Genomic DNA, 15,344 nt, shown 5'->3' on the forward strand with positions numbered 1-15,344 from the left:
TACATATAGTAACGGAACGGAGTCCGGTAAAGATGCATTATTTCCCCGCTTTTTTTAAAATTCTTTTCGATTTCCAACCCGCAATTTTGCCTAGCTCCGTTTGGATAGACGGAGAGGTATTGGCCTTGGGTAGCGTATCTTTGGCGCTTCTGTCTCTTTTCGGATACGTAGTACATTCTCAGATCGATCGGAAATCCGTTCCGGAGGAACCGCAAACCGTTTCCGATCCCGAAGTAGATACGAAGGTTTCCGAACTTCCGGTTTTCGAGTCGGTGTCCGAAGAGACGACGATTTTCGATTCCAAAACTTATTTCGAGAAAGAGGAGAATACGGAAGAATACCACCATTCCTTTTATCTACCCATCCATGGAAAGACCTTGGAGGCGGTTCGAACGTTTTTAGAATCGATTCCTTCCGGCTCGGATTCTTGGGAGGTGCTTCTTCGTTCCTCATCCGGCAAGCTGGAAATCGTCGCCACAAGATCCGGTAACCTTTTTATATTTCCTTCCGAAAGGAAAGAGGCTTTGCCGGCGGAACCGGGGACCATGGTTTGGCCGTTGCAATGGGAGTCTGCTTCTTTGGGAGAATTGCGCAGGAAGAACGAGATAGATTCCGTTCTCCCCGATCTCAATCCCGCATTAGATCGCCTTATCGAAGGATTGATTCTGGGTGGAGAATCCCAGGATACGGAAACGGGTTGGGGTTCTTATTCATTTTTCGCACAGACTTGCGAAAGGGAAAAGGAAACCGGAGAAGAACCGAAAATCCTAATCTTCTTAGAATTTACGAAATCAGGAGACCTCGCTGTGGAGTTTCGTAGTTTCGGAAGATGGTGGAAGGAGAGATTCGGAGATTCGAACCCCCTTTCCAGAGTGAGAAAAAACCGCCTAGCCGCGATACTTTCTCCCGAGGATTGGATCCGTTTTCAGGAATCTCTTTCCGGATTGATGGAATTTTTGGGACCGGATAGGGTTTCCTTGAACGTCGGGGCCTCGGTTCGAATCAGAAGATCGGATTCGGAGTGGGAACCCAAGGCGAAACGTGCATTACATTCTTCTAAAGAAGAAGGACCGAATCGTTTGGTATGTCTATAAATCTAGATCCCTTATTGGATGAAAAATTCATCCTAACCATATCCCAGATTTTTCCGGAGTTTTTGGAAAAGAACCTGCATATACAAGCGGTTCGCGAGGCTTTCGGGCCTTCCAAAAACGAGGGGCTTTGCTACGAAAATTGCACTTCCGTGGAGTTCCAAGGCGAGGCGACGGGGAGACTCTTTTTGGGAATGGACGGTTATACCAAACTGAAGCTACTTCCCAAGATTGCCAGATCCTTTCATATCGATCCTACCATCAGAAGTCATGCGGCTTCCATCATGCTGGAGTTCGCGAATCAGATCTGTGCGGAACTCATCACCGAAATGAAATTGGGTCGGTTCCAGATGGATATACTACCTCCGGAAAATCTGAACAATAAACTAGTGCCGGTGGATTTAGAGCAGTACAGACAGTACATTCTAATCTATTTCCTGAAGGATAAGGACGCGCGGGAATATCTGGGAAGAGTCTATCTCATTCTTCTCATGAAAAAATACTGAGTCAAAAAAGGCTGGAAACGAACGGAAAATTTTCAACACTCGTCATCTAATTCTTTCAGATGATCCGATACGCAGCCAAAGGACTTTCCTTTCTTTTAAAATACGCAGAGCTAATCGACTCTCCTTCCGGGGTATTCCAGGAAGGGAAAATCCAAACCGAGGACGGAAAGACGTTCCGATCCAAGCTTCTTTTTTCCGGGCCGAATTCTCCCACGGTTTATATCCAGCATGGAATGAGCGCTCGCGGGATAGACGACCCTAGAATTCTGACTCTCGCCACCCATATCAAGAATAGCGGCGCCAATGTCTTTCTGCCCGAACTTCCGGAGATACAAGGACTTAGAGTGTCCACCGAAACCGTTCCCAATATCCGAGGACTCTTTCGTTCCATTGCGGATCGGGCAGGAGGGCCGATCTCCTTTTTGTCAGCAAGTTTTTCCGCCGGGATGGGGATGGTTGCGCTTTCCGGTCCGGAAGAGCAGCGTCTTTTGAAGGCCTGTTTACTCGTAGGAGGATATTCCGATTTCAGTCATACTCTTCCTTTCACTCTTTCCAATTACGAATCGGATCCGTATGCGGTACATGTTCTACTTTATAATTTTATTGGAAAGATGCGTCCCGACCTAAAAGGTTTGGAAGAGTTCTATTTTGAGACCGCCTTGGACAACGGCTTGCATAGAAGCGGATCCGAGGAGAAGGGGTCCTTTCTTTGGGAAGGCTTAGGAACGGAAGAGAAGGACTTCGTTTCGCGGGTTAAAACGGATGCGGATTTTCGTAAAGACCTGGCTATCGGGATTCTGGATAACCTTCCTCCCAATTTCATTTTTCGCAACTCTCCCAGTAACTTTTTACAGGCTTGGAATTCTCCCTTGGCTTTACTTCACGGTTTCGACGATCCGGTCATATCTCCGGACGAATCGGAAAATCTATATTCTTCCTTGCTGGGGCTCGGAAGAGAAGAGACCGTCCTTCTGAAGTCCAGGCTTATCACGCACGGGGACCATCTGCCGTTTTATACCCAATTGGGGGAGATTCCTAAATTGGCCGGTCTTTGGGGATTTTTTCTCAAAAAAACGGGACTCTAATAGAGTTTACGTTATTTTTTTCCAAATTATTCCGTCCTTAAGTGTAGGCCCCCTTTCGTCTTTTTTACGGGTTAGGTGAGAGTTCGTTTTTCCGAACCCTATAACGGCGAGTATGGGTTATACTTAAAAACGCGAAAAGGAATAACCTGCTCGTTCCGTTCCGAAACCATTTGGGAAATATTTTATTCCCCAAATTTTGGCCTTTGTTCCGCATCCAAAAAAAAAGCGGAGGAAGGTTGGACTGGATTGTTAGCTAGGTAGTATGGTTGTGAGTACAGAACAAACTCCAGGTGTTTCAGATCAGGAAACAAGTTGGGAAAGCGTATTTTCTCTTAAGATCGCCTCTGACGGTTTATCGGCTGATTTGACGATTCGTCCGGGTATGATCAAAGGCCGTGCCTTATCCACGAGTATCATTTTAGAATATTTGCATAATAAGGATATTTCCCAGGAAAGGATCCTTGGCGACAATATCTATAAGGCTCTCAAGCAACTCCAAACCGCCACGTCCAAAATGGACTTCTCTCCGTTGTCCGCTCCCGTGGCCCAAGGCTTTCCTCCAGTAAAAGGAGAGGACGGTTGGTTGAAATTCTATCATCCCCAGGCCCAAAGGGTAAAGATCGGGGAGGACGGACATGCAGATTATAGAAATATAGAAAGGTATATCTACGTAAAAGGCGGAGATAAACTCGCGACCTTATTCGAAGGAATCCCAGGCAAGCCGGGAGTAGACGTATTCGGTAAACCTATCGCTCCCCCTCCCATCAAAAGACCCAAGCTTACCGTCGGTAAGAACGTGCAAGAGAAGGGAGTGGTCCTGGACGGAAAACCCCTTATCGAATACTTCGCTACTTGTAACGGGGCTGTTTTCTCCACCGAGACATCCGTGACGGTCGCCCAAGAATTGCAGATCGATTCCAACGTAGGTCTCGGAACAGGAAATATCAATTATGACGGAAACGTTTTAGTCAAGGGAGACGTGGAAGCCGCAACCGCCATCAAGACGAACGGAAACCTGATGGTGAAAGGAAACGTCGAGACTTCGGATCTGACCATAGGAAGGGACTTGGAAGTCAGCGGTGGGATCAAGGGAGACGGAAAGACTACGATCAAGGTAGGCGGACATCTCTACGCTAAATTCATCGAGAACGCCGAGATCGAAGTCGACGGAGACGTCGTGGTCGAGGGGTTCATTCTGAATTCCAAGATACATTCTCTCGGAAACGTTATCCTAAACGGCTCCAGCGGAAACTTGGTTTCTTCCACCGTCTCCACCTTCATGGGGCTTACCTGTGCAACCCTGGGGTCTCAGGCGGAACTGGACGTAACCGTAGAATTAGGTTTTCATTTTAGAAACGAAAGAGCCTTCGAAGAATTGACCAAGCGTCTACAAGTCGCAGAGAAGGATATGGAGAAGATTCTTCCCAAGGTCCAACAGATCAAGCAGATGGTCCAAAGGTCCAGGGGACAGATTCCAGAAGATAAGAAGGAAGGCTATAGAAAAGTCTTCGAGGAATACAACCAAAAGAATAAATATATCGAGCTTGCAAAGCAGAAGATAGAGGTATTAAAGTCCTCCCGTTTCAATGCCGGGGAAGTGCAACTCGTTGTAAGAAAAGGCGCCTTTAAAGGAAGCATTATCAAATATAGAAGGCAGGTGGAAAAAGTGGAAAAATTCCAGTCCGCCTTCATGATGCGTTTCCAGCCCGGCCAAGACAAGGCCGTTATGGTGGCTATCAAACCCCAGAAGTGAATTTCTCCCGGATCTTGTCCGGAGGAACGATTCCTTTTTCCGTGATAAATGCCGTGATCAGTTCGGCGGGAGTAACGTCGAAGGAAGGATTCAAGGCCTGTACTCCTACGGGAGCGATCACACCTTCTCCTAAGATAGGACTTCCGTCCTCCTTTTTCAAAAAGTTCAGTCTTGTAACCTCGTCAGGAGTTCTCATTTCAATCGGAATATGGGCTCCGCTTGGAATCCTAAAATCGAAGCTTTTCTCAGTCGCTGCAATATAGAATGGGACTCCGTGGTATTTTGCGACTATCGCCAAAGGATAGGTTCCTATCTTATTCGCCGAATCTCCGTTAGCTGCGACTCTGTCCACTCCCACGACGACCGCATCGATCTTTTTCGTGGCCATAAGCCAACCAGCCATGCTATCCGTGATTAGATAACTATCTATTCCTTCTTCCATGAGTTCCCAAGCGGTAAGTCTCGCACCTTGCAAATAGGGTCGGGTCTCGTCCGCAAATACGGTTAGATCTCTTCCCGCATTTTTTAGGGAGCGGATGACTCCTAGTGCGGTTCCGTGTCCGGCCGTGGCCAAGGCTCCCGTATTGCAATGGGTGATGATTTGTATTTTTTTGGATGCGTCCGGGAAGAGGGAGAGTCCGTTCTCCGCGAGCGCGGTATTATTGCGTATGTCTTCTTCGTAAACGGAGACTGCGAATTCTTCCGCTTCCTGTAGGAAGTTTGCATAAGAGAGGGACTCATATTTTGACTCGGGGAATTTTTCGGAAAATTCTTCGAAGGCCTTTCTGAGATTTACGGCGGTAGGACGGGATTCTATGATTCTTTGATGAACGGATCGTATTTCGGAATAGCTGGGCTTATCGGCTCTGCTTTTATGCTCTAAAACGGCCCCGAATAATCCGGTGATCGCGATTGCAGGCGCTCCTCTTACCACCATTTCTCGGATGGCGAAAATTGCGTCCTCGGCTCCTTTCGCTAGGAACCATTCTTTTTTGCCGGGAATTTGTCTCTGGTCGAGCAAACGCAGAGTTTTTCCTTCCCAAAACATGGGTCGCAAATTTTCTTTTTTCATCGTTTTTCCTCCCGGAGGGCTAAAGGGGACCCGGTCAATTTTCGATTATTAAACTGTGATTGAAATCATCCACCAACTCCCTGGGGATGGGGTCGACCGGGGCTGATCGGCCCCGGGTTTGCCTACTTGACTATCTTACTAGTTCCTTTAAACCTTACATAATGGCAAAGAGAAATCCGGCCGCAGGTCCGAAGCTTTTCGGATTCTCGATCGTTCACCCTCTCAATCTGATCCTTTTCACCAATATTCTAGTTTGGGTTCTACTCATGTTGGAAGGCGGCAAAGGGATACTCACATACTATTTCGGTCTGAACCCTAGTTTGGTTTTAGAGAAGGGAATGTACTGGCAGGTTTTCACGTACGGATTTTTGCATGCCGTGGGGGAGGATTTGTTTTCTTCCCTTTTGCATATCGGTATGAATATGTTCGGACTCTATACCGTCGGTTTTTGGGTCTGTCGCTATATCGGTGCGGCCAAGTTTTTGGCCATTTATCTTCTCTCCCAGTTGGGAGGGGGACTTTTCGTTCTCAGCTTTTCTTATATCGGAATACAGTCGGGTCTTGTACCTGCGTACTCCATTTGGGACAGTTACCATTCTTCTACGATTGGAGCCAGTGGGGCGGTATTCGGAGTTCTGGCAGCATTTAGCATCCTATTTCCGGACGCTCAGTTCGCTTTTCCTCCGGTGAGAGCGAAATACGCTCCTTGGCTTTTGGTGGCGGTAGGATTTTCCTTCGACGGATATTCGTTATTACAATTTCATAAGAGCGGAGCCAATGTCCAAAGCTTCTTCGGTATGATGAGCAATTCCGGCCATTTAGGCGGAGCCGTTTTCGGATGGATTGCTCTTTTAGGAATCCGTAAGTTTTGGGGAGAGGATAAGCCTCCTCTTTTCATACAGCGCAAAACGCACAAAAGGGAGAATCCGAAGGAGAAAGATCCGACCGAAGATCCTTTCGAGGCCCAGATCCGTAAAAACCGCGAGTTACTGAGCAGGCTGCACGGCCTCTCCGGGCAGGAAGAGAAGGAAAAGATACTTTTACCTATGCAGTCAAAAGACGCAAATCTATGTCCTCCTCACGATTACAATCCCCAGGATATGTTTTGTTTGCGATGCGAATGGTTGCAGAACTGCGAGCTTCGGAAATTACGGGGTAGTATTTCGAACACCTAAAATATTCGGTAATCTTTTCCCGTTTCCGAGCGTCTACCTAAACAGAACGAGAGAATGCCGGAAATTTCTGGACATAAATTTCACGGATGGATAGGATTGTTATCGTTCGAGATCTCGAACCAAAGACTCCATTAGGATTCCAATCACCTTGGCGGATAAAAAGAAAACGGTTCTTCCCGACATTCTAAAGAGGGAAAAATTGCAGAAAGTCGCACTCAAAGAAAAGGAGAACGCAGCTCGTATCGTGGGTTCGGATAAAGGCGATGGATCCGATTCCAAGAAGGACGACGGGCCGGGATCAAAGATCTATAAGGCCATGGACGAGTCCATGTCCGATTTACGTTATTATTTCTTAGAAGGCGAATACAGAGACAAGGTCGGCGAGCTCTTCAATAAGAACGAGGCTCAATTCGATCGTTTGGGAATCACTCCCAGAAGGTTTCTGGATTTCGCGCGAGAGTCCTTTGACAGGTTCAAACAATTACAGAAGAAAATGCCTTTGGAACCCATGAATAAAAAGGGCTGGGATTATCTGGAGCGCAGTCTACTCGAATTGATCGGAAAGTTGAACGATAAGTTCAATAAGTAGAATTCTTACCAGCTCAGATAGAAATAATCCAACCCTCCGAATTTCCAGACGAAAGCGAGTCCTCTCTCCGCACCGTGAGTCCAGGTTCCTGTGAAATGGATACGATCTCTAAAGATTCCGTTCTCCAAGGATAGATTCGAAATTTTCCAAATTCTTGTTCCAGGCATTTGGTTTTCCGTTTCCAAGAGATATGCCCACTCGATCTTTTCCCTTTTTCTATAGGCGAGGATCGGTCCGGAGATCGGATCCGATTCTAAAACGGCCAATTCTCCCTCGCGGAAAGGAACGCTTTCATTCTGGGTAAAGCTAACGCCTTCCAATGATATCTTTTTTCCTCGGAACGGTCCGTCGTCGAAACCGGCCTCCCAGAGTCTTGCAAAGGCAAGAATCAAGATGGAAAAGATGAGAATTCCGAATAGGAAGCTATATAAAATACCTGGTCCGAACCCGAAAGGGATTCGTTTTTTATAATAAAGAAGTACTGAGGCGAAAAGAATAGGGACGAACCAATACGCATAGGTATCTATTGCGAGAGCTATGAGAGAAATTCCTAAGAATAGAAGAAACAATGCGAATAGGCAGAATAGGAATAGGAGGAATTTTAGGAATTTGCGCATCTATATCTCTTTATCTTTCGGAACGAGAAGAGGGACAAAAAAAGCCGCGATCTCTCGCGGCTTTATCCTTTTTAAGCGAATGGAAAAGATTAGAAGAATCTTTTGGTAGCTTCTTCCGAAATTGCGATTCCGGTAAGCTTTGCTTTTTGAAGAACTTCCCAGAAATAACGGTAGGTTGCTCTGTCGTGCAGATCTCCGTCGTGCTGGATAGGACCCCATTCTGCGTCTTGCGCTTTGATCAGAATCGCAGCGGAAGTTTGGACTTCGCTGTAATCCGGAGCCATTGCGTCCAGGATCGCTTGGATTTGAGTGGGGTAGATGGACCACATACGAAGGAATCCGAACTCGTCGTGAGCGCGTTTTGCGTCTTTGTAGGTTTGGTATTGGTTTTTGAGGTCCAGGGTGACGTTATGAGCCGGGATGACTCCGTGAGCGAGAGCTGCCGCAACTACGGTCGCTTTAGCTCTTCTCAATAATTCGTGGTCGAATTGTCCCGGGCTTTTCATGCAAGAAGCGGGAATCGCTCCGTGGTGTCCGGAGATGAAGTCCATGAGACCGAAGTCCACGACTTGCATCCAAGGAAGAGCGGCGATTTTTTCGACTTCTGCCAGTGCTCCGTGAGTTTCGATGAGGACGTGGATTGGGATTTCGCGAGTGATTCCGGCTTTTTTAGCCACACCTTGGATATAGGTGATCATTTCTTCCACTTGGGAAGCTTTGGTAGGTTTAGGAATCGTGATGTATGCGATCTTGTTTCCCGCACCCGGAACGATAATATCTACGTCTTGTTTCCAATATGCGTTGGTATAGTCGTGGATCCTAACTCCGCTCATATTGTGCTTGTTCAGCTCGGAATTCTGGATACGGACGATCATCTCCGCGTGTTCTTTTTCCTTACCGGTTTGGGCACCGTCTTCGCAGTCCATAGTGATGTCGAAGAGTCCGCCCAGTTTATTTTGGTGTTCCAGGGCTTTGGTGATCAGTTTTTCGGATCCGGCGAAGTGCTCGCAGGCGGGAATAATGGGGAAGGGTTTCTCTCCTTCGAATAAGGCATCCTTAGGATGGGGAAGTTTGGACATACAAGTACCTTTGTTTCCGATTTAATGGCCGTCCGGCCTTTCTGGGAACAGGGTTTTCGGGAAAGGCCTTCCCGGCAACGGATTTTTGGAGCTTAGGTCCTAGGCCTCTAAGAGCTGTAAGATCACCGCTTTCTGCGCGTCTAGGCGATTCTCAGCCTGTTGGAAGATAATGGAACGGGGACTTCTCACCACTTCTCTCGTGATCTCGTAACCGGAATGAATGGGCATATCGTGCATCACTTTTGCCTTTGTCTCCTTCAAGAGAGCCTCGTTGATTTGGAAAGGCATCATGAGTTCCAGACGAGCCTTCTTCTTGTCGGCGAAGGCGGGATCATTGAAGAATTCCATATCCACCCAAGTATCGGTATAGATATAGTCCGCATTCTTGACCGCAGGGATAAGATCCGTCGCCCATTTTAGGGTTCCCTTCTTCTTGGCTCTTTCTACCGCCTCCGAGTCTATATTTTCCTTCTCCGCGATAGGAGTGAGGAGGGTAAGCTCCATACCCAGAGCGGAGGTGATCCCTATGAGTGCGTTCACAACGTTATTGTGAACTCCGATATAGGTAAGCTTTACCTCATGTAAGGGTTTTTTCGGATTGTCTTGGGCGATGGTAAGAACATCCGCCAGAGATTGACAGGGATGGAACATATTATCACAACCGTTGATTACGGGGACCTGGGAGCCGGATTTCAATTGAAGAAGGTCCTCGTTCTTTCTCATCCGAGCCATGATGACGGATACGTTTCTGGAAAGATATTCCGCCTCTAGATCGATGTCGGAGAGTTGGAAATTGGAGGACATCCAGTCCAGATAAATGGCATGGCCCCCCATTTCGGTCATGGCGACTTCAAAGGAAACCCTGGTTCTCGTACTGGTTTTTTGGAAAAGCATGGCCAGGGTACGTCCGGTCATATGTCCCAGATAATTGGCGCGGTGGTTTTTCACGTGGACCGCAAATTGCAGGAGGTCCAATATTTCCGCGTCGGCCCAATCGTTCCAAGAGATAAGATGTTTGATTTGGGGACTATTCATGATCATGTTCCGGATTCTAGTCGATAAAATCATCCCGTATGGATTCGACAATCTGAAAAACCGGTTAGGAAGAAGTGGGAAAAATAGGAGGGAGCAGGAACTCCCTCCTGAAGTGTTTTCCGGGGAAAAAAGCAAGTTATATTGCCCTAGGGAAGGGACAAGAGGCGTATAAAGTATATCCGAACGGTTACGAAGGCTTTACCGAAGCAATACGAAACCGTGAATATTTATCCCGGGTTTTCGTGCTGACAAGGTCCCTTCCTTAAAAAACGTTTCCTTAAGAGAGGCAAACAGTGTCCGAAACAGCCCTAGGCCCAAAGTCCATCGAAGAAGAAACGAAACGTAGGAGGACCTTCGCCATTATCGCTCACCCGGACGCGGGAAAGACGACCCTCACCGAAAAATTGCTGCTCTACGGAGGCGCGATCCAATTGGCCGGAGCAGTTAAGGCCCGTAAGAATAGGAAGGCCGCCACCTCCGACTGGATGGAGATGGAAAAGGAAAAGGGGATTTCCATTACTTCCGCGGCTCTCCAATTCGAATATCGCAATCATGTATTAAATCTTTTGGATACTCCCGGCCACGAAGACTTCTCCGAGGATACGTATCGTACCCTTATCGCGGCGGACACAGCGGTGATGGTACTCGACGCGGGTAAAGGGGTGGAGCCTCAGACTATCAAACTCTTCAAGGTATGTAGGGACCGAGGAATTCCCATCGTTACATTCGTGAACAAGATGGACCGTCCCACCAAACAGCTTTTCGAGTTGTTGGACGAAATAGAGAAGGTTTTGGGAATCACCGCTATTCCTATGGTGTGGCCGATCGGAACCGGAGTGGATTTCAGCGGAGTATACAATCGTCTGGACAAGAAGATTTATACTTACGATAAGACTCCGGGAGGGTCCCAAAAATCCGCCTTCCAAAGTTCGGGAGTCGACGATTCCAGTTTGGACTCCATGTTCGAAGATTGGGTACTCAAGCAATTTCGGGAAGAAGTGGAGCTTGTGGAAGACGGGATCGGAAGTTTTACCTTAGACGCTTTCTTGGAGTCTAAAATTACTCCCGTGTTCTTCGGATCCGCTGTCAATAATTTCGGAATCCAGCTCTTCCTGGATCATTTCTTGGAGATCGCACCTCCTCCTTTGTATTTCCCTTTGAGAGATGGGGAGAGATTGGATCCGATCACTACTCCTTTCAGCGGGTTCGTATTCAAAGTGCAGGCAAACATGAATAAGGCTCATAGGGACCGTATCGCATTTCTAAGAGTATGCTCCGGAAAATTCGAGAGAGGACTGAACGTTAACCACGGAAGGTTAGGGAAGCAAGTGAAGCTTTCCTCTTCTTTTGCATTCTTCGGTCAGGATAGGAACACGGTGGATGAGGCATATCCGGGAGATATCATCGGGCTTGTGAATCCCGGCACGTATTCCATCGGAGACGTGCTTGCGAGCGGTAAGGTTCCGGATCTTAAGCCTCTGCCGGTATTCGCTCCGGAGATTTTTGCGACCCTCTCCTGTGTGGAGACGGGAGCGCTCAAGAGTTTTAGAAAAGGAATCGAACAACTCGCAGAAGAAGGAATTTTGCATCTATTCACTTCCCAGGTTATCGGAGGTGGACTTCCGGTGATCGGGGCCATGGGGCAATTGCAATTCGAAGTTTTCAGAAGAAGACTCCAAGACGAATATGGCGCTCCTTCGAATATCAATATCCTTCCTTACCAAGTCTCTTGCTGGTTACCGGAAGAGGATATTCCTAAGGTTCCTCCGGGATCCAATTTAGTTACGGATAGCCTAGGTAGAGCGGCGCTTCTGTTCGATTCGGAATGGGAAAAGGGTTATTTCCAGAAGAAGAATCCGGAGATCCGTTTATTGGATTATCCTACCCAGGATGTTTCGGAATTGAATCAGCAGGAATATTAAAACGAGCCTCTTAGAAGCCGAATATCCTATTTGTCCTCTAAGAGCCGACGCTCTTTGCGCGTAGTCGGCTCAATTGCAAAAAGTATGAAATTTGAAATCGTGCAAACGGAAAAAGGCGAACTTGCGCGATGCGAACTCGAAGGTAAAATCGAGTCTGCCTCCGACTTTTTGGATCTTCTTTTTAGTTCTCCTACGGATACCATCGTTCTTCATAAAGAGGATCTTCCGGAGAATTTCTACGATCTTAAAACAAAATTTGCGGGAGAAATTCTCCAGAAAATTGTCAATTACGGAAGAAGAATGGTCGTCTTGGGTGATTTCGAAAATTCGGATAGCAAGTCCTGGAAGGATTTCGTATACGAATCGAACAAGCAAGGCAAGTTCGTATTTACCTCTTCGATCGAAGAGGGAATTTCTCTTTTGAAGTAGGCATACTTCCCGCCAGGGATGCGGAGCGCTTGTCCCTTCGCTTTTCAAAAACTCGGTTATATTGTCTAAGAAATTCCGGCGAAGGGATGAGGGCGAATGCCCGAACGCGTAGCAGCCCGGTCCGAGCGTATGCGAGGAGGCGGCCCGATCAATGAGAAAGAAAGATCTCATTCGCCCTTAAGGGATATTCTAACGTTGTTAGGTTCCCGCTCCGAAGGTTTATTTTGTGAAAATAATTAATTTCCGGTGTTGCCGGACGAATCCGCATCGTCGTATATATTGTATTTGCACCAGATGATTCAGGGCGGGATGGAGACATTCCGCTATTTTTTTGCCCTGAGAGATCGTGGATTCGATTCTATTTGTAGGGTAATTGGCTTTTCAGGACCCGGAAGAATATAGAAGTCGGAGGCTGCTCCGAAAACCATCGTTTGGACCTGTAACATGCACTTGGAATGAGAATTCCACCTGAATTCAGAATCTCAGGCGACGAATTGAGCAATTTCTGATAGAGCAAATCCCGGCATTCTCCCGCTGAGCCCGCCTCCACCACCCGAACCTGGGAGGGGGCGCGCTTTTTACAAGACGGAGGAATAGAATTTCCATTCCGCAATAATTTGAAAGGATCTTAAAGCGGGGAAGGGGTCTCTCTGCGGCCTGAGGGCGTGTAAAGCAGCATTGTAAAATGGAATTAGGATTTCGAGTAAACCGCCGGATTCTCTTCCGGTTCCAAAAACAAAAAGGCCTCCTTTTTGAGGAGGCCTTTTGCTTCGATTTTCGAAGGAGTCTATTACGGTATTCTTTTACTTTAAGTTTTCCGCAACTAACTCGGCGATATCTTTCACCTTCACTTCTTCGATCTTTCCTTCTTGTTTTACCCCGTCAGTGATCATAGTGATACAGAAAGGACAAGCGGTTGCGATCGTGGTCGCTCCGGTCTCGAGTAGCTGATTGGATCTCTTGACGTTGACCCTCTCTCCATGCTCTTCCATCCACATCTGAGCTCCACCTGCTCCGCAGCAGAGTCCTTTGCTGTGGTGGTCAGACGGCTCGGACAATTTGCCTCCGGATACCTTTTTAACCAGGTCTCTCGGATTCTCGTAATTGTCGTTATAACGTCCTATGTAGCAGGAATCGTGATAAGTGAACTTGCCTGCGTTCGCATCTTCTGCGACTCCCACTTCGATCTTGCCTTCTTTCGCGAGATCGTTGATGAACTCGGAGTGGTGGATCACTTCGAAGTTTCCTCCGAATTGAGGATACTCGTTTTTAATCGTGTTATAGCAGTGTGGGCAAGCGGTTACGATCTTTTTCACATTGTATCCGTTCATCGTATCCACATTCGCTTGAGCTAATGTCTGGTAAAGATACTCGTTACCGCCGCGTCTTGCGGAGTCTCCGGAGCAACCTTCTTCGGTTCCCAGGATTCCGAATTTCACGTCCGCTTTTTGTAGGATCTTTACGAAAGATTGAGCGATGCGTTTGTTACGATCGTCGTAAGCTCCTGCACATCCCACCCAGTAAAGAACGTCCACATTGGAATCTTCGGCCAGAGTCTTGACTCCCAATCCTTCCGCCCAATCCGCTCTGGAGTGCGCCGCGACTCCCCAAGGATTGGAGTTGTTTTCCATGTTTACGAACGCGCCTTGTAGTTCCGCAGGGAAACTGGATTCTACAAGAACCAAGTGTCTACGCATCTCCATGATCGCGTTGACTTGGTTGTTTCCTACAGGGCAGGCTTCTACACAAGCGTAGCAAGTGGTACAACCCCAAAGAGCTTCTTCGGATAGTCCTTCGTATTTCCCGATGACTGCAGTGTCGAGTGCTGCGACCGCATCTGCTGCTCCTTCCGGATTGGCTTCACGGGTTTTCACAACTTCCGGCATCTTGTCCATAAGAGCGTGCTTGAGATCCACTATGATCGCTTTTGGATTCAATACCTTACCGGTCCGATTCGCAGGGCATTGCACTTGGCAACGTCCGCACTCGATACAAGAAAGTCCGTCGAGTAGGTTCGGCCAAGGGAAATCTTCCGCACGAGTGACCCCCCAAACCGCTGTCTCGTCTTCCAGATTGAGTTTAGAAAGCGCTCCTTTAGGAGTATCGGATTGTAGGAAATAGTTGAAAGGTGCGAAGATTAAGTGCGCGTGCTTGGAAGTAGGCACGTATAGCATGAATGCAAATACGGAAAGAATATGCAGCCACCACATGATCTGGACTACTAAGTCTGCGGAAGAATATTCCACTCCAATGGATTGCCATACCCAACCGATCGCATCGGCAATAGGTGCGGCTCCGTGATAAGGATCGGCGTAAGCAGCTCCTACGGCTTTGGCACCTTCTCCCAATAGGGTGGAGAGCATCAGCAGGGAAATCATTCCGATTACGATAGCGGAAGCCGGAGAATGAACGTCCAAGCCTTTCGCTTTTTGGATCCAACGTCTCCATGCGAAGAAGGAGAGACCTACTAGAACGAGAATGGAAACGAACTGGAGAGCATACTCGTAAACATAGTTAGCGGTTTCTCCCAGAACGGCTCCGACCAGGGTAAACTTATAAGGGTCTTCCATCCCGTATCCGAAAACTCCGGAGATGAACTGGCTCGTGGTATGCAGAAGGTAAGTCACGAATCCGTAGAAGATGAATGCGTGCATGATTCCACGTAACGGTTCTTTAAAGTTTTTCTTTTGAAGAATTACGTTTACAACAAAGCTCTTGATTCGGAAGCCCCAGTTCGGATGTTCCCGGAAGTCTTCCGTTCCTTGAGCTTTACGAGCGTTGAAAACCAGTTTAAGGCGATATAATACCGCGCGAACGAATACGAAATTCGCGACTGCGAATAGTACCGTAAAGATCAAATGGAAGGCGATTTTGGAAATGGCCATAGTTTTTCAGGTTACCCTTTGTATTTGAATGGTCTTTCGTAGCACGCTACCAGGAGGAACCAGCCTGTCCAGGAAAATACTAGCCCCTCGATACGCTTCGCTACTT

General features: G+C 47.5%; 13 protein-coding genes. 8 read left to right on the forward strand and 5 right to left on the reverse strand.

Annotated elements, in window-relative coordinates; translation table 11 throughout:
- Positions 1–32: 32 nt before the first annotated feature.
- From LEP1GSC061_RS05690 to LEP1GSC061_RS05705, 4 genes are all read left to right on the forward strand, one after another.
- Positions 33–1,094: a hypothetical protein gene (locus tag LEP1GSC061_RS05690; protein ID WP_016544192.1), complete on the forward strand. Its 1,062-nt coding sequence runs from the start codon at positions 33–35 to the stop codon at positions 1,092–1,094.
- The gene (locus tag LEP1GSC061_RS05695) at positions 1,085–1,597 is read left to right on the forward strand and encodes a chemotaxis protein CheX (protein WP_016544819.1); all 513 of its coding nucleotides are present in this window, start codon (positions 1,085–1,087) and stop codon (positions 1,595–1,597) included. The genes LEP1GSC061_RS05690 and LEP1GSC061_RS05695 overlap by 10 nt, the downstream gene beginning before the upstream one ends.
- Before the next feature lie 59 nt (positions 1,598–1,656).
- Positions 1,657–2,682, forward strand: a complete 1,026-nt coding sequence (locus LEP1GSC061_RS05700; RefSeq protein WP_016544329.1) for an alpha/beta hydrolase family protein — start codon at positions 1,657–1,659, stop codon at positions 2,680–2,682.
- Between the two features lie 262 nt (positions 2,683–2,944).
- The gene (locus tag LEP1GSC061_RS05705) at positions 2,945–4,435 is read left to right on the forward strand and encodes a DUF342 domain-containing protein (protein WP_040508088.1); all 1,491 of its coding nucleotides are present in this window, start codon (positions 2,945–2,947) and stop codon (positions 4,433–4,435) included.
- Here the strand turns inward: LEP1GSC061_RS05705 and mtnA are convergent.
- On the reverse strand, positions 4,419–5,507 hold the full coding sequence (gene mtnA / locus LEP1GSC061_RS05710) for an S-methyl-5-thioribose-1-phosphate isomerase (protein ID WP_016544640.1): 1,089 nt from the start codon (positions 5,505–5,507) through the stop codon (positions 4,419–4,421). The genes LEP1GSC061_RS05705 and mtnA overlap by 17 nt on opposite strands.
- Before the next feature lie 161 nt (positions 5,508–5,668).
- Between mtnA and LEP1GSC061_RS05715 the strand changes: the two genes are divergently transcribed.
- Together LEP1GSC061_RS05715 and LEP1GSC061_RS05720 are read left to right on the forward strand one after the other, a co-directional pair.
- A complete protein-coding gene (locus tag LEP1GSC061_RS05715; protein ID WP_016544818.1) occupies positions 5,669–6,682 on the forward strand; it encodes a rhomboid family intramembrane serine protease in 1,014 nt (337 codons plus the stop codon).
- Positions 6,683–6,830: 148 nt separating this feature from the next.
- Positions 6,831–7,271, forward strand: a complete 441-nt coding sequence (locus tag LEP1GSC061_RS05720; protein WP_016544727.1) for an LIC11177 family protein — start codon at positions 6,831–6,833, stop codon at positions 7,269–7,271.
- A 5-nt stretch (positions 7,272–7,276) separates the two neighbouring features.
- Here LEP1GSC061_RS05720 and LEP1GSC061_RS05725 read toward each other — a convergent pair whose 3' ends face one another.
- The 3 genes from LEP1GSC061_RS05725 to LEP1GSC061_RS05735 all read right to left on the reverse strand — a co-directional run bounded on the left by LEP1GSC061_RS05725 (position 7,277) and on the right by LEP1GSC061_RS05735 (position 10,002).
- The gene (locus LEP1GSC061_RS05725) at positions 7,277–7,888 is read right to left on the reverse strand and encodes a hypothetical protein (RefSeq protein WP_016544937.1); all 612 of its coding nucleotides are present in this window, start codon (positions 7,886–7,888) and stop codon (positions 7,277–7,279) included.
- An 89-nt stretch (positions 7,889–7,977) separates the two neighbouring features.
- On the reverse strand, positions 7,978–8,967 hold the full coding sequence (locus tag LEP1GSC061_RS05730) for an HpcH/HpaI aldolase/citrate lyase family protein (protein ID WP_016544875.1): 990 nt from the start codon (positions 8,965–8,967) through the stop codon (positions 7,978–7,980).
- A 99-nt stretch (positions 8,968–9,066) separates the two neighbouring features.
- On the reverse strand, positions 9,067–10,002 hold the full coding sequence (locus LEP1GSC061_RS05735) for an ornithine carbamoyltransferase (RefSeq protein ID WP_016544220.1): 936 nt from the start codon (positions 10,000–10,002) through the stop codon (positions 9,067–9,069).
- Between the two features lie 293 nt (positions 10,003–10,295).
- On the opposite strand from LEP1GSC061_RS05735, the gene LEP1GSC061_RS05740 reads away from it, so the two are divergent.
- Both LEP1GSC061_RS05740 and LEP1GSC061_RS05745 read left to right on the forward strand, forming a co-directional pair.
- Positions 10,296–11,924: a peptide chain release factor 3 gene (locus LEP1GSC061_RS05740; protein WP_016544463.1), complete on the forward strand. Its 1,629-nt coding sequence runs from the start codon at positions 10,296–10,298 to the stop codon at positions 11,922–11,924.
- An 84-nt stretch (positions 11,925–12,008) separates the two neighbouring features.
- On the forward strand, positions 12,009–12,353 hold the full coding sequence (locus LEP1GSC061_RS05745; RefSeq protein ID WP_040508089.1) for a DUF4180 domain-containing protein: 345 nt from the start codon (positions 12,009–12,011) through the stop codon (positions 12,351–12,353).
- Between the two features lie 803 nt (positions 12,354–13,156).
- On the opposite strand, the gene LEP1GSC061_RS05750 is transcribed toward LEP1GSC061_RS05745, so the two are convergent.
- Positions 13,157–15,238: a heterodisulfide reductase-related iron-sulfur binding cluster gene (locus LEP1GSC061_RS05750; protein ID WP_016544798.1), complete on the reverse strand. Its 2,082-nt coding sequence runs from the start codon at positions 15,236–15,238 to the stop codon at positions 13,157–13,159.
- Positions 15,239–15,344 lie beyond the last annotated feature (106 nt).

It is taken from the genome of Leptospira wolffii serovar Khorat str. Khorat-H2, assembly GCF_000306115.2.
In the GTDB taxonomy this organism is placed as follows: Bacteria; Spirochaetota; Leptospiria; order Leptospirales; family Leptospiraceae; genus Leptospira_B; species Leptospira_B wolffii.

Bases quoted from the DNA above. Each gene is read 5' to 3' on its own strand.
- LEP1GSC061_RS05690 (WP_016544192.1), top strand. From the start codon at position 33: ATGCATTATTTCCCCGCTTTTTTTAAAATTCTTTTCGATTTCCAACCC.
- LEP1GSC061_RS05695 (WP_016544819.1), top strand. From the start codon at position 1,085: ATGTCTATAAATCTAGATCCCTTATTGGATGAAAAATTCATCCTAACC.
- LEP1GSC061_RS05700 (WP_016544329.1), top strand. From the start codon at position 1,657: ATGATCCGATACGCAGCCAAAGGACTTTCCTTTCTTTTAAAATACGCA.
- LEP1GSC061_RS05705 (WP_040508088.1), top strand. From the start codon at position 2,945: ATGGTTGTGAGTACAGAACAAACTCCAGGTGTTTCAGATCAGGAAACA.
- mtnA (WP_016544640.1), bottom strand. From the start codon at position 5,507: ATGAAAAAAGAAAATTTGCGACCCATGTTTTGGGAAGGAAAAACTCTG.
- LEP1GSC061_RS05715 (WP_016544818.1), top strand. From the start codon at position 5,669: ATGGCAAAGAGAAATCCGGCCGCAGGTCCGAAGCTTTTCGGATTCTCG.
- LEP1GSC061_RS05725 (WP_016544937.1), bottom strand. From the start codon at position 7,888: ATGCGCAAATTCCTAAAATTCCTCCTATTCCTATTCTGCCTATTCGCA.
- LEP1GSC061_RS05730 (WP_016544875.1), bottom strand. From the start codon at position 8,967: ATGTCCAAACTTCCCCATCCTAAGGATGCCTTATTCGAAGGAGAGAAA.
- LEP1GSC061_RS05735 (WP_016544220.1), bottom strand. From the start codon at position 10,002: ATGAATAGTCCCCAAATCAAACATCTTATCTCTTGGAACGATTGGGCC.
- LEP1GSC061_RS05745 (WP_040508089.1), top strand. From the start codon at position 12,009: ATGAAATTTGAAATCGTGCAAACGGAAAAAGGCGAACTTGCGCGATGC.
- LEP1GSC061_RS05750 (WP_016544798.1), bottom strand. From the start codon at position 15,238: ATGGCCATTTCCAAAATCGCCTTCCATTTGATCTTTACGGTACTATTC.